This window comes from Euzebyales bacterium (genome assembly GCA_035461305.1).
In the GTDB taxonomy this organism is placed as follows: Bacteria; Actinomycetota; Nitriliruptoria; order Euzebyales; family JAHELV01; genus JAHELV01.
The window spans coordinates 1-19,926 of the sequence record DATHVN010000188.1 but is presented as its reverse complement, the minus strand read 5'-3'; the positions used below and the strand labels follow the sequence as shown (position 1 = coordinate 19,926).

The 19,926-nt window shown below is 70.4% G+C and carries 22 protein-coding genes; 11 read left to right on the top strand and 11 right to left on the bottom strand.

The features are described 5' to 3' along the window. Positions 1-514 precede the first annotated feature (514 nt). From VK923_17630 to VK923_17620, 3 genes are all read left to right on the top strand, one after another. A complete protein-coding gene (locus tag VK923_17630) occupies positions 515-1,507 on the top strand; it encodes a threonine--tRNA ligase (GenBank protein ID HSJ46501.1) in 993 nt (330 codons plus the stop codon). A 230-nt stretch (positions 1,508-1,737) separates the two neighbouring features. Next, the gene (locus tag VK923_17625) at positions 1,738-1,989 is read left to right on the top strand and encodes a PIG-L family deacetylase (protein HSJ46500.1); all 252 of its coding nucleotides are present in this window, start codon (positions 1,738-1,740) and stop codon (positions 1,987-1,989) included. Further along, positions 1,958-2,443: a hypothetical protein gene (locus VK923_17620; protein ID HSJ46499.1), complete on the top strand. Its 486-nt coding sequence runs from the start codon at positions 1,958-1,960 to the stop codon at positions 2,441-2,443. Before VK923_17625 ends, VK923_17620 begins: the two co-directional genes overlap by 32 nt. 11 nt (positions 2,444-2,454) lie before the next feature. Here the strand turns inward: VK923_17620 and VK923_17615 are convergent, their stop codons facing one another. Further along, on the bottom strand, positions 2,455-3,921 hold the full coding sequence (locus VK923_17615; GenBank protein HSJ46498.1) for a helix-turn-helix domain-containing protein: 1,467 nt from the start codon (positions 3,919-3,921) through the stop codon (positions 2,455-2,457). A 111-nt stretch (positions 3,922-4,032) separates the two neighbouring features. Between VK923_17615 and aceA the strand changes: the two genes are divergently transcribed. Beyond that, entirely contained in the window at positions 4,033-5,325 is a 1,293-nt protein-coding gene (gene aceA, locus VK923_17610) for an isocitrate lyase (GenBank protein ID HSJ46497.1), read from the top strand. Positions 5,326-5,468: 143 nt separating this feature from the next. On the opposite strand, the gene VK923_17605 is transcribed toward aceA, so the two are convergent. From VK923_17605 to dnaK, 5 genes are all read right to left on the bottom strand, one after another. Continuing rightward, entirely contained in the window at positions 5,469-6,305 is an 837-nt protein-coding gene (locus tag VK923_17605) for a CAP domain-containing protein (GenBank protein HSJ46496.1), read from the bottom strand. A gap of 261 nt (positions 6,306-6,566) precedes the next feature. Beyond that, positions 6,567-6,959: a helix-turn-helix transcriptional regulator gene (locus VK923_17600; GenBank protein HSJ46495.1), complete on the bottom strand. Its 393-nt coding sequence runs from the start codon at positions 6,957-6,959 to the stop codon at positions 6,567-6,569. A 13-nt stretch (positions 6,960-6,972) separates the two neighbouring features. Then, the gene (gene dnaJ, locus VK923_17595; GenBank protein HSJ46494.1) at positions 6,973-8,145 is read right to left on the bottom strand and encodes a molecular chaperone DnaJ; all 1,173 of its coding nucleotides are present in this window, start codon (positions 8,143-8,145) and stop codon (positions 6,973-6,975) included. 8 nt (positions 8,146-8,153) lie between these two features. Then, positions 8,154-8,762 carry a nucleotide exchange factor GrpE gene (locus VK923_17590; protein HSJ46493.1) on the bottom strand — a complete coding sequence of 203 codons (609 nt, stop codon included), beginning with the start codon at positions 8,760-8,762 and terminating at the stop codon, positions 8,154-8,156. Further along, positions 8,759-10,615, bottom strand: coding sequence for a molecular chaperone DnaK (gene dnaK, locus VK923_17585; GenBank protein HSJ46492.1), 1,857 nt, complete (start codon positions 10,613-10,615; stop codon positions 8,759-8,761). The genes VK923_17590 and dnaK overlap by 4 nt, the downstream gene beginning before the upstream one ends. 432 nt (positions 10,616-11,047) lie before the next feature. On the opposite strand from dnaK, the gene VK923_17580 reads away from it, so the two are divergent. Next, entirely contained in the window at positions 11,048-11,254 is a 207-nt protein-coding gene (locus tag VK923_17580) for a hypothetical protein (protein HSJ46491.1), read from the top strand. A gap of 9 nt (positions 11,255-11,263) precedes the next feature. Here VK923_17580 and VK923_17575 read toward each other — a convergent pair whose 3' ends face one another. Next, a complete protein-coding gene (locus tag VK923_17575; GenBank protein HSJ46490.1) occupies positions 11,264-12,505 on the bottom strand; it encodes a saccharopine dehydrogenase NADP-binding domain-containing protein in 1,242 nt (413 codons plus the stop codon). Positions 12,506-12,553: 48 nt separating this feature from the next. On the opposite strand from VK923_17575, the gene VK923_17570 reads away from it, so the two are divergent. Beyond that, positions 12,554-12,922: a VOC family protein gene (locus tag VK923_17570; GenBank protein HSJ46489.1), complete on the top strand. Its 369-nt coding sequence runs from the start codon at positions 12,554-12,556 to the stop codon at positions 12,920-12,922. 357 nt (positions 12,923-13,279) lie between these two features. Here the strand turns inward: VK923_17570 and VK923_17565 are convergent, their stop codons facing one another. The 3 genes from VK923_17565 to VK923_17555 form a co-directional block, all read right to left on the bottom strand. Continuing rightward, positions 13,280-14,044 (bottom strand): SDR family oxidoreductase, encoded by a 765-nt coding sequence (locus VK923_17565; protein ID HSJ46488.1) that lies wholly within the window; start codon positions 14,042-14,044, stop codon positions 13,280-13,282. A gap of 103 nt (positions 14,045-14,147) precedes the next feature. Then, positions 14,148-14,285 (bottom strand): hypothetical protein, encoded by a 138-nt coding sequence (locus tag VK923_17560; protein HSJ46487.1) that lies wholly within the window; start codon positions 14,283-14,285, stop codon positions 14,148-14,150. Further along, positions 14,282-14,830, bottom strand: coding sequence for a DUF192 domain-containing protein (locus tag VK923_17555; GenBank protein HSJ46486.1), 549 nt, complete (start codon positions 14,828-14,830; stop codon positions 14,282-14,284). Before VK923_17555 ends, VK923_17560 begins: the two co-directional genes overlap by 4 nt. An 87-nt stretch (positions 14,831-14,917) precedes the next feature. Between VK923_17555 and VK923_17550 the strand changes: the two genes are divergently transcribed. The 4 genes from VK923_17550 (at position 14,918) to VK923_17535 (ending at position 18,182) form a co-directional block, all read left to right on the top strand. Continuing rightward, on the top strand, positions 14,918-15,139 hold the full coding sequence (locus VK923_17550) for a CopG family transcriptional regulator (protein HSJ46485.1): 222 nt from the start codon (positions 14,918-14,920) through the stop codon (positions 15,137-15,139). Beyond that, the gene (locus VK923_17545; protein HSJ46484.1) at positions 15,139-15,564 is read left to right on the top strand and encodes a PIN domain-containing protein; all 426 of its coding nucleotides are present in this window, start codon (positions 15,139-15,141) and stop codon (positions 15,562-15,564) included. The genes VK923_17550 and VK923_17545 overlap by 1 nt, the downstream gene beginning before the upstream one ends. 150 nt (positions 15,565-15,714) lie before the next feature. Beyond that, complete coding sequence (locus tag VK923_17540; GenBank protein HSJ46483.1) at positions 15,715-17,823, top strand: (Fe-S)-binding protein; 2,109 nt, start codon at positions 15,715-15,717, stop codon at positions 17,821-17,823. A gap of 188 nt (positions 17,824-18,011) precedes the next feature. Continuing rightward, positions 18,012-18,182, top strand: a complete 171-nt coding sequence (locus VK923_17535; GenBank protein ID HSJ46482.1) for a hypothetical protein — start codon at positions 18,012-18,014, stop codon at positions 18,180-18,182. A 158-nt stretch (positions 18,183-18,340) separates the two neighbouring features. Here the strand turns inward: VK923_17535 and dcd are convergent, their stop codons facing one another. Continuing rightward, positions 18,341-18,928: a dCTP deaminase gene (dcd, locus tag VK923_17530; GenBank protein HSJ46481.1), complete on the bottom strand. Its 588-nt coding sequence runs from the start codon at positions 18,926-18,928 to the stop codon at positions 18,341-18,343. A 136-nt stretch (positions 18,929-19,064) separates the two neighbouring features. On the opposite strand from dcd, the gene VK923_17525 reads away from it, so the two are divergent. Beyond that, a partial coding sequence (locus VK923_17525; GenBank protein ID HSJ46480.1) for an ROK family protein occupies positions 19,065-19,926 on the top strand: 862 nt, incomplete at its 3' end.

The window sequence follows — 19,926 nt, the reverse complement described above, 5'->3', positions numbered from 1 at the left end:
GGAACGACCGGGCAACAATAGCGCGCGGCGGGCAGGCGGTAGAGTGGGGCCATGCATCACCACGCACGCACCACGACGGCCACGGAGCACGCCCCCGAGGCCGGATCGTCGCGCTAGCGCACCATACGGAGAACCGTCACGCCCCGGGGCCGGACCCCGGGGCGTTCGCGCGTCCGAGGTCGGTCCCCGCCCGAGAGGATGATCGATGCCCGATGCGCCCCACCCTCCGTCACCCGCCGTCGCAGCCCACGACCCGCCCGACGTCCGCGAGCCGGTCGACAGGCGCGACCATCGACGGCTTGGCCGGCGGCTCGATCTGTTCACCTCCGATGAGTTGGTCGGCTCCGGTCTGCCGTTGTGGCTGCCCGCTCCGGCGCGGTGATCCGCGAGCAGCTCGAGCGGTACATCGTCGACCTCGAGCGCGACGCTGGGTACCAGCGCGTGTTCAGCCCGGTGCTGGGCTAGCCCGAGCTGTACGAGCGCTCCGGTCACCTGCAGCACTTCCGATGACGACATGTTCCCACCGATGGACGTCGGCGGCGAGCAGCTCGTCCTGCGACCCAGCAACTGCCCGCACCACCTGCTGATCTACGCGTCGCGCCAGCACAGCTACCGGGACCTCCCCGTGCGGCTGTCCGAGCTGGGCACGATGTTCCGCTACGAGCGCTCTGGCGTGCTGGGTGGGCTCAGCCGCGTCCGTGCGATGACCCTCAACGACGCGCACGTCTTCGTCGCACCGGGCCAGGTCGCATCGGAGGTCGCCGAGGTCCTCGGGCTGATCCGCCGCGCGTACGCGGTGCTCGGCATCGACCACCATCGGCTGCGCCTGTCGCTGTGCGGACCGCAGGGCAGCTACGTCGAGGCTCCGGCGATGTGGGACCGCGCACAGCATGCCCTGCGGGCGACGCTGGCGGCCGACGGTGCCGACTGGGACGAGGCACCCGACGAGGCCGCCTTCTACGGACCGAAGATCGACGTGCAGGTCCGTGACGCCCAGGGTCACGAGCTGACTCTGTCGACTGTCCAGGTCGACTTCCATCTGCCGAGCGTCTTCGAGCTGTCGTACCGCGCGGCTGACGGGGGACTCGAACAGCCCGTCGTGATCCACCGGTCGCTGATCTCGACCATGGAGCGCCTGGTCGCTCACCTGATCGAGTGGTACCGGGGTCGGTTCCCCGTGTGGCTGGCGCCGGTGCAGCTGGCGTTGCTCCCTGTCGACGCCGTCCACCACGGGGTTGCGCAGGCTGTGGTCGCGGAGGCGGCGGGCGCGGGCCTGCGCGCTGAGGTCGTCGAGGCACGGCACTCGCTGGGTGCGCGGATCCGCCACGCCCACGAGCGCGGCGTCCCGTTCGCCGGAGTCATCGGTGACCGCGAAGCTGCCGATGGCACGGTGAGCCTGCGCCGCCGCGACGGACGGCGACTGGAGCCGATGTCGCCCGCGGTGGTGGTGGGCGGCCTGTCCGACCTCTCGCGTCGCCGCGGCAAGGACCTCGAGCTGCGGTGCTGAGCGCCGTGGTGGCAGCGCCGGACCGGCGAGGTCGCCCGAGGGGCGGGTCGGGTCAGCACGCGGACGTTGCGTGCCATCGCAGCGCGATGGGATGGTCCCCACCGGGCGTCGCCTGACGGCTCGCCGGTGCCCGTCGTTCGACGGCGCGACCGATCCGCGACCAGGAGCATCACGATGACGGCTGCAACGATCCCACCGTTCCCGAGGACGCCTTCCGTCGCGTCCTGTGCGTGGTGGCGCATCCCGACGACATCGAGTGCGGCACGTCTGCCGCGATCGGGGCCTGGACCGCACGGGGCATCGACGTCGCCTACCTGCTGCTGACCCGCGGCGAGGCGGGGATGGACAACAGCCCGCCGGAGCGGACCGGTCCCATGCGCGTAAGGGAGCAGCTCACCGGCTCGGAGGCCGTCGGTGTCGCGGCGTGGAGTTCCTGGACACCCCGACGGCGTGCTCGAGTACAGCCTCGACCTGCGACGTGACATCGCGCGACGGATCCGCACCTTCTGGCCGGACGCAGTGGTGTCGGGCTCCTGGGAGATCGAGTTCGTGGCCGGGCTCAACCAGGCCGACCACCGCGTGGCCGGGCTCGCGACCCTCGACGCCCTGCGCGACGCGGGCAACCGCTGGGTGTTTCCCGAGCTGATCGCAGAGGAGCTCGAGCCGTGGTCCCCGCGCTGGCTGCTGGTGTCCGGTGACCCGCGCCCGACCCACGGCGTCGACGTTACCGGCGCGCCGCTGGAGCGCGGCATCGCGTCGTTGGAGGCCCACGGCGGCTACCCGGCCGGCATCCCCGGCCATCCACCGCCCCGCCAGATGCTGATCGCCATCACCGGGCAGCAGGGCAGGGCGATGGGGGTCGCGCACGCGGTGCTGTTCCGTGCGTGGGACTTCCACGCACCGCCGCCGATCGCCCGGCAGGGCGGCGACACGTGACGGGCGCGCGCTCAGGCGGTGTCGAGGAACTCGTAGACCTCGGGCATGTCGACGCCAGGGAACGCGCCAACCGGCAGCGCTGCCAGGACGTGACTGTGCGAGCTCGCCAGGGGCCGGGCGTGGCCGTCCCAGCGACCGGCGAGCTCCGGCTGGGGTTCGCGGCAGCACGGCTCGTCGGGGCAACCCGACAGTGTGCGCTCCCGGGTCTCGCGACCGCGGAAGTGTTTGGCGTCGCCGAAGCCGACACCGACGGTGACGGCGTGCTCGGGCTCACGCCCGGCCTCGCGCACGGTGACGCACCAGAACGTCCCCGCCGGCGTGTCGGTGTACTGGTGGCGGACGGTCCGCAGCTGGTCGGACTCGAACACGCGCCGCGTGCCCCAGCGCCGGCACACCCGCTGGCCCTCGATCGCACCGTCGGGGTCGGCCGGGAACGGCACGCCGTTGTTCTCGTAGGCCTTCCAGATCACGCCCTCCGCGTCGGAGCGGAGGAAGTGCGTGGCGATGCCGAGGTGACGGGTGGCGAGGTTCGTGAAGCGGTGCGCCGCCATCTCGTACGACACGAAGAAGTGTTCGGCGAGATCCTCGATGCACAGGTCGTGGGCGTCCTTGGCCCGCTGCAGGTACGGCACGGACGACGACTCGGGCACGAGCAGCGCCCCCGCGAAGTAGTTGGCCTCCACGCGCTGCTGAAGGAACTCGCCGAAGCTCGCGGGATCACCGTGGCCCAGTGCGAAGTGGCCGAGCGACTGCGCGACGATCGAGCGTGACATGAGGGTCCCCACGCGCTCGCGCTCGTGGACGAACAGCCGCCCGTTGCGCAGGTCGGCCAGAGAGCGCAGGCCGCTGGGCAGCCGCGGCACGGCCGTGACGCGGAAGCCGAAGTGCGACGCCAGGTCGTCGATGATCCGCGCCGTCAGGTGCCCGTCGCCGGCGTAGTGGACGGCATCGAGCGCCTCGCGTGCCGAGGCCTCGATGTCGGCGAAGTAGTTGTCGCGCTCGCGCATCATCGCCCGCAGCTGCGCGTTGTGCTTGCGCGCCTCCTCGGGCGTCTGCGCCCGCACGGAGCTCACGCGGCGCAGCTCGGTGAAGAGCGCGATGACGTGCTCGAGCACGTCGTCGTCGACCCTGCGCGACAGCGGGAACCCGTTGAGCCCCAGCCGCCGGTACAGCGGGTCGTCCTGCGCGCGGTCCAGCGCGACCTCGAGCTCGGCACGCCGGGACGGTGGCATCGGATCCAGCAGGTCCGCCGGCGTGACCTCGAGGGCGTCCGCGAGCGCACCGATCAGCGACAGCGTCGGCTCGCGCTTGCCGTTCTCGAGCCGGGACAGGTACGGCGCCCGCCGACCAACGAGGTCACCGAGCTCGTTCAACGTGAGCCCCCGTTCCTGCCGCACGTGACGGAGGCGCTGGCCGAAGACGAGGGTATCCAGCCGCGAACTTCCGACATACTCAGCGGTAACCGCAAGATCCGTCATTGTTGCTCCAGGTCCGGCTTGGTATGCCAAGCATCTCACAACAACACTATAGGTTGCCATGACTGTTCAGGGGTTCGCGTCAGCGCGGCTCCGCGAAGTGAGGAGCACTGCATGGACGAGATCGCACACCGTAGCGACGCCGATGCGCTGCGGACAGAGTGGGAGACGGACCCCCGGTGGGCCGGCATCCAGCGTGACTACACCGCAGAAGACGTCATCGCGCTCCGGGGGTCGGTCCACGTAGAGCACAGCCTCGCGCGCGCGGGGGCCGAGCGGCTGTGGGAGCTGCTCGCGGCTTACGAGCCCGTCCGGGCGCTGGGCGCGATGACCGGCAACCAGGCGGTCCAGATGGTCAAGGCCGGGCTGCAGGCGATCTACCTGTCGGGCTGGCAGGTCGCCGGCGACGCCAACCTGTCGGGCAACACCTACCCCGACCAGAGCCTGTATCCCGTGAACAGCGCCCCGATGCTGGTGCGTCGCATCAACTCGGCGCTGCGCCGCGCCGACCAGATCGCCGCGCTCGAGGGCGACACGGACCGCTACTGGCTCGCGCCGATCGTCGCCGACTGCGAGGCGGGCTTCGGCGGGGCCTTGAACGCCTACGAGCTGGCACTGGGCATGATCGAGGCCGGCGCCGCCGGACTGCACTTCGAGGATCAGCTGGCCAGTGAGAAGAAGTGCGGGCACATGGGTGGAAAGGTGCTGGTGCCGACCAGCCAGCACGTCCGGACCCTCGCGGCAGCGCGGCTGGCCGCCGACGTGGCCGGCGTATCGACACTGTTGGTCGCCAGGACCGATGCGCAGGCGGCGACACTCATCACCAGCGACGTCGACCCCCGCGACCGGGTCTTCCTGACAGGCACCCGCACCCCGGAGGGCTTCTACGATGTGCGCAACGGCCTGGAGGCGGGCATCGCCCGGGGACTTGCGTACGCGCCCTACGCGGACCTGCTGTGGCTCGAGACGTCGACCCCGGAGCTGGCCGAGGCGCGCAAGTTCGCCGACGCCATCCATGCCGAGTTCCCGGGCAAGCGCCTCGCGTACAACTGCTCCCCGTCCTTCAACTGGAAAGCGCAGCTCGACGACGACGTCATCGCCGATTTCCAGCGCGAGCTGGGCGAGATGGGCTACCGCTTCCAGTTCGTGACCCTGGCCGGCTTCCACGCGCTGAACGCGTCGATGTTCGAGCTCGCACGCGGGTACGCCTCCGACCACATGTCGGCCTACGTCGCGCTGCAGCAGCACGAGTTCGAGCTGGAGTCGCAGGGCTACACGGCCACGCGCCACCAGCGCGAGGTCGGCGCCAGCTACTTCGACCGGATCGCACAGACCGTCACCGGCGGCACCGCGTCGACGCTGGCCATGCACGGCTCCACCGAGGAGGAGCAGTTCCACGCCGCGTGACGCCCCCGACGGGTCGCCGCCGAACCGGAGGTTGGGTGACCACGGACGGCCGGGACCGCGTGGTCCCGGCCGTCCGTCATCCAACGCCGACGGCCCCGCCGCGGGAGCAGAACAGGGCCGTCGGTCGTGGGGGGTAGGGCGTCCTAGCGGAAGCGCTCCGTGAAGTACAGGCGGCCGTTGCTGTTCTCGCAGACGCCGACGCCGTACTCGGCCCACCGTGAGCTCATCCGGTTGTCGCGGTGCCCGGACGAGTTCATCCAGCCCTGGTGCACCTCGGCGGCGGAGCGCTGGCCCCACGCGATGTTCTCGCCGTACACGCCGGCCGCACGGAGGTCGGCGTGGCGGAAGTTGCCCCTGGCTGCCATGTCGCACGACCACGACCGCGCGCCGCGCGAGATCTCGGCGCTCGGCGTCAGCGCCTTGATGCCGGCCTCGCGACGGGTCGCGTTGAGGCGGTCGAAGATGTCCTGCTCGATCGCCGACAGGTTCCCCGACGAGCCACCGCTGTTGCCGCCGGACGGTGCCTTCTCCTCCGGAGCGGGCCTGGGCTTCCTGGCCTGGCTGTCGCCGGAGCCCCCCGCCGCGTCACCGCCCGTGTCGGCGTCGTCGCTGTCCTTCGCACCGTCACGGTCGGCAGAAGCCCTGGCAGGAGCGCCACCACCGTCGGCGGCGGCGGACGGGTCGTCGCCGGCATCCTCGGTGCCAGCCTTGTCCGCCTCCCTGACGTCGTCCCTGCGGCACTGGAACTCGCGATCCTCGGACTTGCCCTCCGCGGCATCGCCCTCATCGGTGGTCTCGCCGCTGTCCTCAGCGGCGTCAGCATCCTCCGCAACATCGTCACCGGCGGCCGCCTCGGCGGCAGGGCCCTGGTCCGCCACGCCGCCGTCGAGCAACGCCAGCAGGTCCTCCGCGTCACACGCCGTGAGCACGAGGCTCAGTCCGAACAGGAAGCCGATCATGCGGATCGTGCGTGTGCGCATCCAGTGGTTCATCAGGTCAGACCCCGCGGGTGTTTCGGGCTCATACGCCGGGTGGGTGCTACGGCGCTGACCGTAGGTCACCACGGGCGCCCCGATCGTTGTCCGATCGGGGCAATGGGCATGACATGGGTCTTGATTCGTCGCCGTCGTGACCGAACGGCCGATGCCGGCGGCGACCCGCCGTCCATGGCATGGTCCACCCGTCGATGACGTCGTACCGGTGGACAGTGCGATGGGTGCGGGCCGCGCCGGGGCCTGAGATCAGGACTCCCGGAGCCGTTCGATCTGGGTCTGCCGGTACAGGACCAGCTCGGTCGAGGCGCGGCGGTGCGCCTCGCGAAGAGCCTCGCGCGATGCTTCGCGCACACGTTCGGTCTCGCGCCTGCTGCGTTCGAGCTGGCGTTCGAGACGCTCGATCTGGTCCTCGAGCTCGAGAATGCGCAGGACACCCGCCAGGTTGATGCCCTCCTCCTGCGTCAGCTGCTGGATCAGCTGCACGCGCGACACGTCGCGCTCGGAGTAGCGGCGGGTGCCGCCCGCGGTCCGTTTGGGCGTCACCAGGCCCTTCCGTTCGTAGGTCCGCAGCGTCTGCGGATGCACGCCGGCGAGCTCAGCCGCGACCGAGATGATGTAGACGCCGGCGTCGAGGGTCATGGCGGAAGCGGGATCATGATGCGGTCATGTACCTGTCGAGGTGCGCACGGACGTCACCGTCGTCCGTCGCGGCGAAGTCCTCGAGCATCTTGCGCTGTGTGCGCGTCAGCTTGCGCGGCACGGCGACGTCGATCGTCACGAGCAGGTCGCCATGCCCGCCCTTGCGCGTCGGCACGCCGCGGTCGCGGACCCGCAGGGTGCGTCCCGACTCGGTGCCGGCCGGCACCTTGAGCGTGACCGGGCCATCGAGGGTCGGCACGGTCACCCTGGTGCCGAGCGCCGCCTCGGCGAACGTCACGGGCAACCGCAGCAGCAGGTCGTCGTCGCGTCGGTCGAAGATCTCATGTGGCGTGACGTGGACCTTGACGAACAGGTCCCCGGGCACACCGCCGGGCGGGCCTGGCTCGCCCTTGCCCTTCAGCCGGATCCTCGCGCCGTCCTTGACGCCTGCTGGGATACGGGCACGGATCTCGCGGGATCGACGCTCGACGCCGGTCCCGCCACACGCGGGGCACGGGTCGGGGATCACACGACCGGAGCCCCCGCACGTGTCGCACGGCTCCGAGAAGCTGAACATTCCCTGGTCGCGGGCGATCGCGCCGGTGCCACGGCACACCTGGCAGACCTGGGGGCTGGTCCCGGGCCGCGCTCCCGAGCCGCCGCAGGTCGAGCACGCGGCGTTGCCGTTGATGCGCAACGTCGTGGTGACGCCCGCCATCGCGTCCTCGAACGAGAGCGTCAGGTCGGTCTCGAGGTCCCGTCCGCGGGCGCTGGGCTGCGCCCCGCGCTGCCGGCCGAACGGGCTGCCGCCCTGCGGCTGCCCCTGCCCGAACAGGCCGCCCAGCAGGTCCGACAGGTCGAACGTCTGCCCACCGCCACCCGGGGGCGGGAAGCCGCCACCCGGGGGCGGGAAGCCGCCCCCCGGGAAGCCGCCGGCGAAGGCGCCGCTGCCGACGAGTTGGCGCACCTTGTCGTACTCGGCGCGCTTCTCGGGGTTCGACAGGACCGAGTAGGCCTCGCTGACCTCCTTGAACCGGGTCTCGGCGTCGGGGTTGTCCGGGTTGGCGTCCGGGTGCAGCTCGCGCGCGAGCCGGCGGTAGGCCTTCGCGATCTCGGCCTGCTCAGCCTTCTCGTCGACGCCGAGCGCACGGTAGTAGTCCTTCTCGACGTAGTCGCGCTGGCTCACCTGACCTCCTACTGGGTGACGGCGACCGTTGCCGGCCGCAGAACCCGTCCCTTGAAGCGGTAGCCGTTGCGCAGCACCTGCGCCACCCTGGGCTCGCCGTCGTCCGTCGTCTCGCCGTCGACCTGCATGACGGCGTCGTGCCAGGTCGGGTCGAACGGCGCGTCGACGCCGGGCACGTCCTCGAGGCCTGCGCGCTCGAGGACCTCCCGCAACTCAGTGTGGACCATGCGGACGCCCTTGGCGACGGCGTCGTCGGCGTCCTTGGCGGCCTCGAGCACGTAGCCGAAGTTGTCGAGCACGCTCAGCAGCTGCACGGCGAGCGCCTCGGCACCACGATCGAGCGCCTCCATGCGCTCCTTCTGGCTGCGCCGGCGGAAGTTCTCGAACTCCGCGCGCTCGCGCCGCAGGTGGTCCAGGTAGGTGTCGCGCTCACGCGTCACCTGCTCGAGCGCCGCCGTGACCCCGGCCAGCGCCGGGTCGACCTGGCCGCCGCTCGCGTCGGCACCATCGGACCCGGTCACCGGCTGGCCGTCGACGGCCGTCTCGCCAGCGGCGCCGTCCGGCGCGGTCTGTGCGTCGGCCGCGCCGGCGTCATGGTCCTTGGGTGCGTCGGTCACGCAACCCCCTCGTCGTCCTCGGGCTCGTCGACGACCTCGGCGTCCACGATGTCGTCGTCACCGGCATCGTGAGCACCGGCGAAGCCACTGGTCGCCTGCTGCCCTGCCTGGTCCGCCGCCCCCGCGGCGTACAGCGCCTGCCCGACCTCCTGGCTGACCCGCATCAGCTCATCGCTGGCGTTGCGGATCGACTGGATGTCGTCGGACTTGATCGCCTCGCGCAGCTGGCCCTGCGTCTGTTCGAGCTTGGCCTTGTGCTCGTCGGAGATCTTGTCGGCGTTGTCCTTGACCAGCTTCTCGGTCTGGTACAGCAGGTTGTCCGCGGTGTTGCGTGCCTCGGCCTCCGCGCGGCGCTTCTTGTCCTCCTCGGCGTGCTGCTCGGCGTCGCGGACCATGCGGTCGATGTCCTCCCGCGGCAGGGCGCTCTGCCCGGTGATCGTCATCGACTGCTCCTTGCCGGTACCTCGGTCCTTCGCGGACACATTGACGATGCCGTTGGCGTCGATGTCGAAGGTGACCTCGATCTGCGGCACGCCCCGGGGGGCCGGCGGGATGTTGGTCAGCTGGAACTTGCCGAGCGTGTTGTTGTAGGCGGCCATCTCGCGCTCGCCTTGCAGGACGTGGATCTCGACCTGCGGCTGGTTGTCCTCTGCGGTCGTGAAGACCTCGGACTTGCGCGTCGGGATCGTCGTGTTCCGCTCGATGAGCCTGGTCATCACGCCGCCTTTGGTCTCGATGCCCAGCGACAGCGGCGTCACGTCGAGCAGCAGGACATCCTTGACGTCGCCCTTCAGCACGCCGGCCTGCAACGCCGCGCCGACGGCGACGACCTCGTCGGGGTTGACGCCCTTGTGCGGCTCTTTGCCGGCGGTCAGCTCCTTGACCAGGTCCACGACGGCGGGCATGCGGGTGGACCCGCCGACGAGGATCACCTGGTCGATGTCGCCCGGCTTGATGCCCGCGTCACGGATCGCGGCGCTGAACGGCTCGCGGGTCCGGTCGAGCAGGTCGGAGGTCATCTGCTGGAACTGCGAGCGCGACAGCGTCTCCTCGAGGTGGAGCGGCCCCTCGGCGGTCGCGGTGATGAACGGCAGGTTGACCGACGCCTCGGTGGTCGTCGACAGCTCGCGCTTGGCCTTCTCCGCGGCCTCCTTGAGCCGCTGCAGCGCCATGCGGTCCTTCGACAGGTCGACCCCGTGGTTGTCCTTGAAGCGGGTGACCATCCAGTCGATGATCGCCTGGTCCCAGTCGTCACCGCCAAGGTTCGTGTCACCCGACGTCGCCTTGACGTCGAACACGCCCTCCGCGATCTCGAGGATCGAAACGTCGAACGTCCCGCCGCCGAGGTCGAAGACGAGGATGGTCTGCTCGCCCTCCTTGTCGAGACCGTAGGCGAGCGAGGCCGCGGTCGGCTCGTTGATGATGCGCAGGACCTCGAGCCCGGCGATCTGGCCGGCCTCCTTGGTAGCCTGCCGCTGGGCGTCGCCGAAGTAGGCCGGGACCGTGATGACCGCCTGCTTGACCTCGTCGCCCAGGTATGCCTCGGCGTCGCGCTTGAGCTTCTGCAGGATGCGTGCGCTGATCTCCTGCGCGGTGTAAGTCTTGCCGTCGACCTCAGTGCTCCAGTCGGTGCCCATGTGACGCTTGACGGACTGGATGGTGCGGTCGGGGTTCGTGACGGCCTGACGCTTGGCGACCTCGCCGACGAGGACCTCGCCGGACTTGGAGAAGCCGACGACCGACGGGGTCGTCCGGGAGCCCTCGGCGTTCGGGATGACCGTGGACTCACCACCCTCCATCGCGGCGACGACCGAGTTCGTCGTCCCGAGGTCGATACCTACTGCTCGTGCCATGGATGCATTCCTTGTCGTCCGACTACTACATTGAACCTGCACACAGAGTAGCAGCGTGGTGCATGGCGGCAAGAAGTCTGAGCATGTTGCGCTCAAGTTTTCTATCGCCTTGCCGCCCGTACTCGGCAAACGGCGGCCCAGTGGCTTGGCCGACCAACGAGGGGTTTGCGCCGGTGATCCCTGCGTACGATCAGGCGGCGTGAAGCCCAGCCACCGCATCCTCGCCCTGTGGGGGCGTCCCGCGGTCGACGTCGACGGCGTTCGAGCGGATGATGCGCGAGCGTGGCGACCACCGATGCTTCCATGAACCGTTCGGTGCGGCCTGGTACGCCGGGGAGGAGCGCGCAGCCCGCGGGAGCACGCATCGAGACGGTGCCAGGCTGACGTCGGCGTCGGTGTGGCGCATGCTCCGCGTCGGTCGCCGAGGGCCCGGTGTTCATCAAGGACTTCGCGCACCACGTCACGCACATGCTCGACGATGACTTCCTGTCCCGGTTCACCCACACCTTCCTGATCCGCGACCCGGCGAAGGTCCTGCCGGCGATCCACGAGCACTGGCCGGCGTTCACGCTCGACGAGGTCGGCTACGCCGAGCAGCACGCGCTGTTCGACCTGGTCGCCGACGCTGCCGGCGAGTGACCGCTGTCGCTACACCCGCTCGACGGCAATGTCGAAGCCGACCGCGCGCAGCCGGTCCGCGAGCACGACCCCGATCCCGGTCGCCGGGGTCAGCACGCCCGCGGCGTCGGGCAGCGCCGCCCGGTCGACGACCAGCGCCAGCGCGCACTCACCCATCATCACCGACGTCGCCGCGTAACCGGGATCGCCCCGTGCGGCGAAGCGCACCCGGTACCGCGCACCCGTCACAGTGGCCGCGTGCAGGTCGAAGCGGAAGTGCCCACGTTCCCGCCGGGCCCGGTCGGGCCCTTCACCCGGTGCGGGGAGCAGGCGATCGAGCACCGCGCGGGCCGGACCGACGCGCATCGCGCCCAGCCCCACGGCGATGCCAGCCGCCATGCCCGCCGCACGCAGCGCAGCCCTCCAGCCGCAGCCGAACCCCACGACCTCTCGATAGCGCAGGCGGCGCCCGTAGGCCCATCCCTGCAGCGCGTTGCTTCGTCGCACGATACGGGTGTTGTAGGGCGCCATCACGAACGGGCCGGTCCACGTGCACAGCTGCGGGTCCCATCGCGGGACGGCGACGCCGTGCTCGCGGCCGGGATCGAGCTCTGCAGCACGGTCCGGGCTCAGCGCGTGGGGATCGTCGACGATCCGTGCCTGCGACGGGTCATCGGCCAGCTCGTCGACCTGCACGCGCAGTGAGTCCACAGTGCCGCCGCTCATCCCGCCGGAGGCCGATCGCAGCACCAGCGTCGCCCAGGCGAGCACGCCCGCGCCGTCGCCGGCGGCCGCCCGGGCGGCGAGGAGGACACTGAGATCCGATGGCACAGAGTCGAACCCGCACGAGTGCACGATGCGCGCCCCGGTCTCACCGGCGGTGTCGTGGTGGCGGTCGATGGCGTCCCGTACGAACAACACCTCGCCGGTCAGGTCGACGTAGTCGGTGCCGGCGCGGGCACACGCATCGACGACCGCCAGCCCATACCGCGCGTACGGACCGACCGTGGTGGCGACGACCCGACTGTCGGCCGCCATCGCTCCGACGGCGTCGGGATCGGTGGCGTCGACGACCAGCAGGGGCCAGTCGACCGCGCGGGCACCGAGGCCGCGGCGGACCTCCTCCAGCCTCGCGCGGGACCGGCCCGCCAGCGCGACCCGCACGTGCGGCGGCGCGTGTGACGCCAGGTGAGCGGCGACAAGGCGGCCGACGAAGCCGGTGGCGCCGAGGACGACCACGTCGTGTGCCCGGGCACGGTCGTCATCGGCCATCACCGCACCCTACGTCGCGTCGCGTGGTCGCGTAGTATCGTCTGGCGCATGCCCGGTATCGCACGACTCCAGCTGACCGCGCTCGACTGCCCGGACCCCGAGGCGCTCGCCGACTTCTACGGACGGATCACGGGCTGGCCCGTGGGCCACCGCGATGACGACTGGGTGCAGCTCGACAGCGGAGGCGGGCACACGCTGGCGTTCCAGCTGGCACTTGGACACGAACCGCCGCCGTGGCCCGAACCCGACGGTGCGCAGCAGGCCCACCTCGACTTCCTCGTCGACGACCTCGACGCGGGTGAACGGGCCGTGCTCGCCATCGGCGCGCGCACGACCGAGGTCCAGCCCGATCCCGTCGCCTTCCGTGTCTATCTCGACCCTGCCGGGCATCCGTTCTGCCTGGTCCTCGACACCTGACACCTCCGTGACGCATTGATCGGCTCACTGCGTCCATCACCCATCAGCCCGCGGATCCGACGATCCTCCGCCACGATCGTGACGACGCCGACGAGCACGCGCGTCTCAGGACGGACCCGATCGGACGACTGGAGTGGTGGCGCACCCTCGACATCCTGTCGCGCCACCTACCGGGCCCCACCCGCGACGATCCTCGACGCGGGCGGCGGTGCCGGCGCCTACGCGCTGCCGCTCGCGGCGGACGGACACACCGTGCAACTCGTCGACGCGGTCCTCGTGCTCGCTCCGCTGTACCACCTCATGGGCGCCAGCCCGCACGTGCCGGCGCCCGCCCACCTGCCGGGCGACGAGGCCAGCTCAGGTCCGCAGGTAGGACGCGCCGTTGGCATCGACGATCGCGCCCGTCGTGATGACCACACGGTCCGACGCCAGGAATGCCACGACGTCCGCGATCTCGTCGGCGGTGGCCACCCGCCCCAGCGGGCTCTGTCCGCGGATCGCGTCACCGCCCGGGCCGTCGAGCAGGGACGCCGCCATATCGGTCTCGACGAAGCCAGGCGCGACCGCCGAGACCGTGATCCCGTGCGGCGCGAGGTGCTGCGCCAGCGACTGGCTCATGCTGTTCAGTGCCGCCTTGCTCGCCCCGTAGGCGGGATGGTCGGGCTCACCACGGAACGCACCGCGCGACGAGACGTTGACGATCCGTCCGGCGCGACCGGTGTCGATCATGTGCCGCGCGACGCACCACGTGAGGTTGGCGGCTCCGAGCAGGTTGACCGCCAGCGTGTCGGTCCACGCCTCCTGCCAGTCGTCGTAGCTCACGTCGTCGAGCGGATGGTGGGTGTAGACACCCGCGTTGTTGACGAGCACGTCGATCCCGCCGAGTGCCGCGACGACCTGGGCGACCATACGGCCGACCGCATCGGGGTCAGTGATGTCCGCGCCAACGATCAGGTGTCCGTCACCGGTGAGGCCGACCAGCGTCGCTTCCGCGGCGGCCTGCTCGGCGCGGTAGTGCACGGCCACGGTCGCACCGAGCGCAGCGAGGCGGCGTGCGATCGCGGCCCCGATGCCACGCGACGATCCGGTGACCAGTGCTGTCCTGCCGGTGAAGTCGATCATGGCGGCTCAGCGTACGGCGGTGCACACCTTCCAGCCGCGACCAGCGCGCTCGGCTGCGCACATCACCTCGTCGGTCGGTGCCGCGCCGATGCACGCCCAGCGGTCAGCGTCGACGCCGCCAGCGGCTGCTGATGCGGCGGCCGCGACTGTCCGCGACGTCCTGGCCGTGGAAGATCACCATCAGCGCAACCGGCAGCAACAGCACGACGACGGCCACGAGCCACATCACCCAGACCGTCATTGCCCACCTCCGCCACGTCCGCCGAACTCCAGCGACCACCCGACCGTGATGTCGTGTGCAGCGAAGTATCCCTGATTCGCCTCCACCGCGCGTACGTAGGGGTCGTCGGGCGTGTAGCGGGGGCAGGGATTGGCGGCGCACGGCTCCATGTCGAGCACCTGCTGGACGGTGCCGTCCGAGCCGACGAAGGCGATCGACAGCGGCAGCAGCGTGTCTTTCATCCAGAACGCGCCGCTGGTGGGCTCGTCGAACACGAACAGCATGCCTGCGTCGTCGGCCAGCTCGGTCCGGCGCATCAGCCCGGTCGATCGCAGCGACGGTTCGTCGGCGACGAGAACCGGCATCGTGATCCGCTCGTCGCCATCGGTGAAGACGACCTCGGAGACGTCGAAGCCCTCAGACGGACGAAGCGTCGCGGGATCCACCGTCAGTGCGGCGGACGAAGTGGGAACCGCGGTGTCACCCCCGGTGTCCTGGGACACAGGCCCGCCCTGGCCGCACGCCGCCAGCACCAGCAGCAGGACCGCCGGCAGCAGCGCACGCACGATCATGCACCAACAGTAGTGGACGGCGGGCCTGCGGGTGACCGAGTTCGGGGCACTGTCGCAGAATGCTCTACGCTCAGGACCGCGATGATACGAAAGCAGCTGTACCTCGACGAGGACCTCGATCACGAGCTGAAGCTGCTCGCCGGGCGCACCGGGTTGTCCGAGGCCGAACACGTGCGGCGAGCTCTGCGGCACTACCTCGAGCACCAGAACTCCGGCGGGGGGTTCGCTCCGCTGCTCGATCTGGCCCGCAATGGGTCGACGCCGCTGCGCTCGCATGGCCGGCAGCGCAGCGGGCGGTCCTGATGCGCCAGGTCTACGTCGAGAGCGGCGCGATGATCGCCCTGCTGCGGCCCGGTCACCCCACGCACAAGAGCATGCTGAGCCACTTCGAGCGGCTGCTCGAACAGCGCGATCTGCTCGTCACCACCGACATCGCCGTCGCCGAGGCAGCCACGGCACTGCGACGCGACCCCGGCCTGTACCGGGCCGTCGCCTTCCGCGATGCGCTCGCGCAGTCCGTGCGCGGCGGCGGCATCCGGATCGTCGACAGCGACGACCAGCTGCGTCAGCGCGCGTTCGCCGTGATGGCGGCCAATCCCGACGTCACGCTCACCTACGGAGACTGCGTGGCGGCTGCCATGGCGAGCAGCAAGCGGGTCGCTGCGATCGTGGGCACCGGATCGGCGTTGCGTGGTCTGGGCTACGCGCTCGAGCCCGAAGACGCCTGACCCGTCACCGAGCGCTGAACGCGCAGGAGATCGCGCCGCGGTGGCCGCCCGTCCTGACCCCACCAGGCTGTCGCCGGGGGCAGGTGGCTAGTAGCGTGCGTCGTAGCATCCCGTCCGCTGGGGGCCGGTCAGCCCGCAGCAAGGAGCATCATGGACACGCTGGACATCGTGCGGTTGGTGGGGGGCCTGGCCATCCTCGGCGCGGGCGCGTTCTTCGGTGGGAGGCGGCTGCTGTACCTGGTGCGCCTGCTCGGCGTCGCGCAGCCGATGCCCGAGCGGCTGGCCCAGGTGCGGAGACGGTGGACGTCGCTGGTCGACGAGGTGCTCGGCCAACGCAAGATCCTTGCGTGGTCCGGCGTCGGCGTGCTGCACGCATTCATCTTCTGGGGCTTCATCATCCTGCAGAGCCAGACCGTCGAGGCGGTCGGCGAGGTGTTCGACCCCGAGTTCGCGATCCCGCTGATCGGCACCAGCGAGTGGCTCGGGTTCCTCCAGGACCTGTTCACGCTGCTGGTCCTCGTCGGGGTCGCCGGGTTCGTGCTCGTCCGTCTGGCGCAGGCGCCCGGGCGCCTGGGGCGCGGGTCACGATTCGCGGGGTCGAACCTCGACCAGGGTTGGTACGTGCTGCTGTTCGAGTTCGCGCTGCTCTACTCGGTGCTGATCCTGCGGGGGGTGCGTGGCGCGGACGACACGCTGCCGTACCCGGACGGCGCGTTCGTGTCGATGTGGGTCGGCGACCGGCTGGCGTCGCTCGGTCCGGACACGTTGCACCTCGTCGGGGTGGTCGCGCTGCTGTGCCACCTGGCCGTGTTCACGGCGTTCGCCGTGTTCACCCTGCACTCCAAGCACCTGCACGTCTTCACGATCCCGTTCACGGTGCCGCTGGCGCGCAAGCCCAAGGCGCTCGGTGCGCTTGAGACGAAGCGGATCGACATCGAGGAGATGGGCGAGGACGAGGTCCTCGGCGTCGGCGCGATCGAGCAGTTCGGCGTCAAGCGCTTCCTCGACTTCTACTCGTGCACTGAGTGCGGACGCTGCCAGAGCCAGTGCCCGGCGTGGAACACCGGCAAGCCGCTGTCGCCGAAGCTGCTGATCATGGACCTGCGCGACCATCTGTGGGAGCGCGGCCCGTCGCTGCTGTCGGGCGACGCGACCAACGGGGAGGTTCCACCGCTGGTCGGGGACGCCCCGGGCGCGCCCGCGGTCATCGACTACGACGTGCTGTGGTCGTGCACGACCTGTGGGGCGTGCGTAGAGGAGTGCCCCGTCGACATCGAGCACGTCGACCACATCATGGATCTGCGCCAGTACCAGGCGCAGATGGAGTCATCCTTCCCGTCCGAGGCCGGAGGGATGCTGCGCAACCTGGAGAACTCCGGCGACCCGTGGGGCCTCGGCGCGTCGAAGCGGCTGGAGTGGGCGGCCGGCCGTGACGTCAAGGTCCTCGGCGAGGACGTCGCGGCCGACGAGGTCGACTACCTGTTCTGGGTGGGCTGCGCCGGCGCGCTGGAGGACCGCTCCAAGAAGACCACCCAGAACGTCGCCGACCTGCTCAACGCGGCGGGCCTGCGTTGGGCGGTGCTGGGCCAGGCCGAGACGTGCACCGGCGATCCCGCGCGGCGCCTTGGCGTGGAGTACCTGTTCCAGATGCTCGCCGAGCAGACCATCGAGACGCTGACCGAGGCGGGTGCGGACAAGGTCCGGATCGTGGCGTCCTGTCCCCACTGCTTCAACACGCTCGCCAACGAGTACCCCGACCTCGACGGCCACTTCGAGGTCATCCACCACACCCAGCTGCTCGCCCACCTCGTCGCCGAGGGCACGCTGTACCCGCAGTCGCCCGTGGTGGCGCGGGTGACCTACCACGACCCGTGCTACCTGGGCCGCCACAACGAGGTCTACGACGAGCCGCGCTCGGTCGTCGACGCCGTCGCCGGGCTCGAGGCGGTCGAGATGCCGCGCTGTCGCAACCGCGGGTTCTGCTGTGGCGCCGGCGGTGCGCGGTTCTACATGGAGGAGACGATCGGCAAGCGTGTCAACACCGAGCGGATCGACGAGGCGCTCGCCCTCAACCCGGACGTCGTGTCGACCGCCTGCCCGTTCTGCCTGGTCATGCTCGACGACGCGGTGCAGGACCGCACCGGCCCGGACGGCCTCGCCGAGGGCCAGGTCCGCGTTGTCGACGTGTCGTCCATCCTCGCCGAGTCGCTCCTGCCCGTCGCCGCCGTCAACGGCGATGAGGCGTCGACAACGTCCTGACCCGCGGAGGGCTGTCGCTCTCGTCGAGACCTGCGCGATGCCTGCGTCGACGAGCCAGTCGACCTTCGGGTGACGGCGATGGGACGCGTCCGTGGTGCAGTCGTGACATTCCCCAATGCTGATGACGACAGGCGTGCGCTGATCGGTCATCTTCGTGGCTGCAACAACGAAACGCGGAGGGCACGACGATGGCGCTGACAGTGGCACAGGACGTCGCGAAGCTGACGGCCCTGGGGTACTCGCTTCGACACGCGGTCCGGCAGGTGGCGCGGCGGGCGCTGACCGAGGCCGAGCGGGGCGTGTCGTACTCGTCGGTCTACCTCCGGGAGGTCCACCGGCTGATGCTGGCGACAGCCTGAGGTGGCGGGACCGCGAACCCTCGGTGCCTGACGGGAGGCGACGAAGGGGGCGGGACGTGAGGCCTGGGGCGCCGGGCGGGAGGCGCCTCAGGCCTCACGTGTGTCTGGAGATCGACCCGACCTCGACCAACCCGGATCTGCGACCGGCGTAGCCGGCCCTACGCGTGTTTCCTGGAACCAGGCTCCGCGAAGTTTTCGAAGTAGCGGCTTGCGGTGGGTCCGTGCTGCCCCCGGTACTTGCTGCCGAGCTCGGCGGTGCCGTACGGACGGTCCGCGGCCGTCGACAGCTGGAAGAACGCCAGCTGGCCGATCTTCATGCGCGGGTAGATGGCGATCGGCAGCGTCGCCACGTTGGACAGCTCGAGGGTCAGCCAGCCGTCCCAGCCCGCATCGACGAACCCTGCGGTCGAGTGGATGAGCAGCCCCAGCCGGCCCAGTGAGCTCTTGCCCTCCAGGCGCGCCACGAGGTCGTCGGGCAGCGCGACACGTTCGTGGGTGCTGCCGAGGACGAACTCGCCCGGGTGTAGCACGAATGGCTCGTCGTCGGGGACCTTGATCAGCTCGGTCAGGTCGGGCTGGCGCTCGCGCACGTCGATGTAGGGGTACCGGTGGTTGGCGAACACCCGGAAGCTGGAGTCGACGCGCAGGTCGACGCTCGACGGCTGGACGGCGTCGTCGGCCAGCGGGTCGATGACGATGCGCCCGCGCTCGAGCTCCTCGCGGATCGAACGGTCTGACAGGATCATCGCCCAACGCCCCTCGGGCCTCCGGCAGCTGGTCGGATGCCGCCGATCGTAGAGCACTGCTGATGGCACCGTCGCATCGTGGCCTGTCCGTTGCGCAATGATGCGTACGGCAACAGTCGACAAGGATGGGTGGCAGATGTACGTCGGGATCGAGGCTGGCGGCACGAAATTCGTGTGTGCGGTCGGGACGGGGCCGGGTGACCTGCGCGACGTCACGACCTTCCCGACGAGCGTTCCGGGGGAGACACTCGCGCGTGCCCAGGCGTTCGTCGCCGAGCACGCCGACGGGCTCCGGGGGATTGGGGTCGCGTCGTTCGGCCCCGTCGACCTGCGGCCGGATTCCGACACCTTCGGGTACATCACCTCGACGCCCAAGCCCGGTTGGCGCGACACCGATGTGCTGACGCCGCTGCGCGAGGTCGCCGACGTGCCGATCGGCTTCGACACGGACGTCAACGGTGCGGCGCTGGGCGAGGCGCGGTGGGGCGCGGCCACGGATGTCAAGTCGTGCGTCTACGTCACGGTTGGCACGGGCATCGGCGGCGGTGGTCTGCTGGGCGGGCAGCTGATCCACGGCCTGCTGCATCCCGAGATGGGACACGTGCCGGTCGCCCGGCATCCTGATGACACCTACGCCGGCCGCTGCCCGTTCCACCGTGACTGCCTGGAGGGCCTGGCCGCGGGCCCGGCAATCGGCGACCGCTGGGGCACGCCAGCGCATGATCTCGCAGGTGACGAGCTGCGTGGGGCCGTCGACCTCGAGGCCGACTACCTTTCGCAGATGGCGGCCACCATGACCTACATCCTCTCGCCAGCACGCCTGATCTTCGGCGGCGGCGTGATGCACCTCGACGGCCTGCTAGACGCGATGCGCTCGCGCCTGATCGACAGGCTCAACGCGTATCTGGACGTGCCCGAGATCACGGAGCACGTCAACTCGTACGTCGTCCGACCGGTGCTCGGCGACCATGCCGGGGTGCTCGGTGCGATCGCGCTGG

Excerpts from the sequence above, each read along its gene's own strand:
- VK923_17630 (HSJ46501.1), top strand. The coding sequence starts at position 515 with ATGTTCCCACCGATGGACGTCGGCGGCGAGCAGCTCGTCCTGCGACCC.
- VK923_17615 (HSJ46498.1), bottom strand. The coding sequence starts at position 3,921 with ATGACGGATCTTGCGGTTACCGCTGAGTATGTCGGAAGTTCGCGGCTG.
- aceA (HSJ46497.1), top strand. The coding sequence starts at position 4,033 with ATGGACGAGATCGCACACCGTAGCGACGCCGATGCGCTGCGGACAGAG.
- VK923_17605 (HSJ46496.1), bottom strand. The coding sequence starts at position 6,305 with ATGCGCACACGCACGATCCGCATGATCGGCTTCCTGTTCGGACTGAGC.
- VK923_17600 (HSJ46495.1), bottom strand. The coding sequence starts at position 6,959 with ATGACCCTCGACGCCGGCGTCTACATCATCTCGGTCGCGGCTGAGCTC.
- dnaK (HSJ46492.1), bottom strand. The coding sequence starts at position 10,615 with ATGGCACGAGCAGTAGGTATCGACCTCGGGACGACGAACTCGGTCGTC.
- VK923_17575 (HSJ46490.1), bottom strand. The coding sequence starts at position 12,505 with ATGGCCGATGACGACCGTGCCCGGGCACACGACGTGGTCGTCCTCGGC.
- VK923_17570 (HSJ46489.1), top strand. The coding sequence starts at position 12,554 with ATGCCCGGTATCGCACGACTCCAGCTGACCGCGCTCGACTGCCCGGAC.
- VK923_17565 (HSJ46488.1), bottom strand. The coding sequence starts at position 14,044 with ATGATCGACTTCACCGGCAGGACAGCACTGGTCACCGGATCGTCGCGT.
- VK923_17560 (HSJ46487.1), bottom strand. The coding sequence starts at position 14,285 with ATGACGGTCTGGGTGATGTGGCTCGTGGCCGTCGTCGTGCTGTTGCTG.
- VK923_17550 (HSJ46485.1), top strand. The coding sequence starts at position 14,918 with ATGATACGAAAGCAGCTGTACCTCGACGAGGACCTCGATCACGAGCTG.
- VK923_17545 (HSJ46484.1), top strand. The coding sequence starts at position 15,139 with ATGCGCCAGGTCTACGTCGAGAGCGGCGCGATGATCGCCCTGCTGCGG.
- VK923_17540 (HSJ46483.1), top strand. The coding sequence starts at position 15,715 with ATGGACACGCTGGACATCGTGCGGTTGGTGGGGGGCCTGGCCATCCTC.
- VK923_17535 (HSJ46482.1), top strand. The coding sequence starts at position 18,012 with ATGGCGCTGACAGTGGCACAGGACGTCGCGAAGCTGACGGCCCTGGGG.
- dcd (HSJ46481.1), bottom strand. The coding sequence starts at position 18,928 with ATGATCCTGTCAGACCGTTCGATCCGCGAGGAGCTCGAGCGCGGGCGC.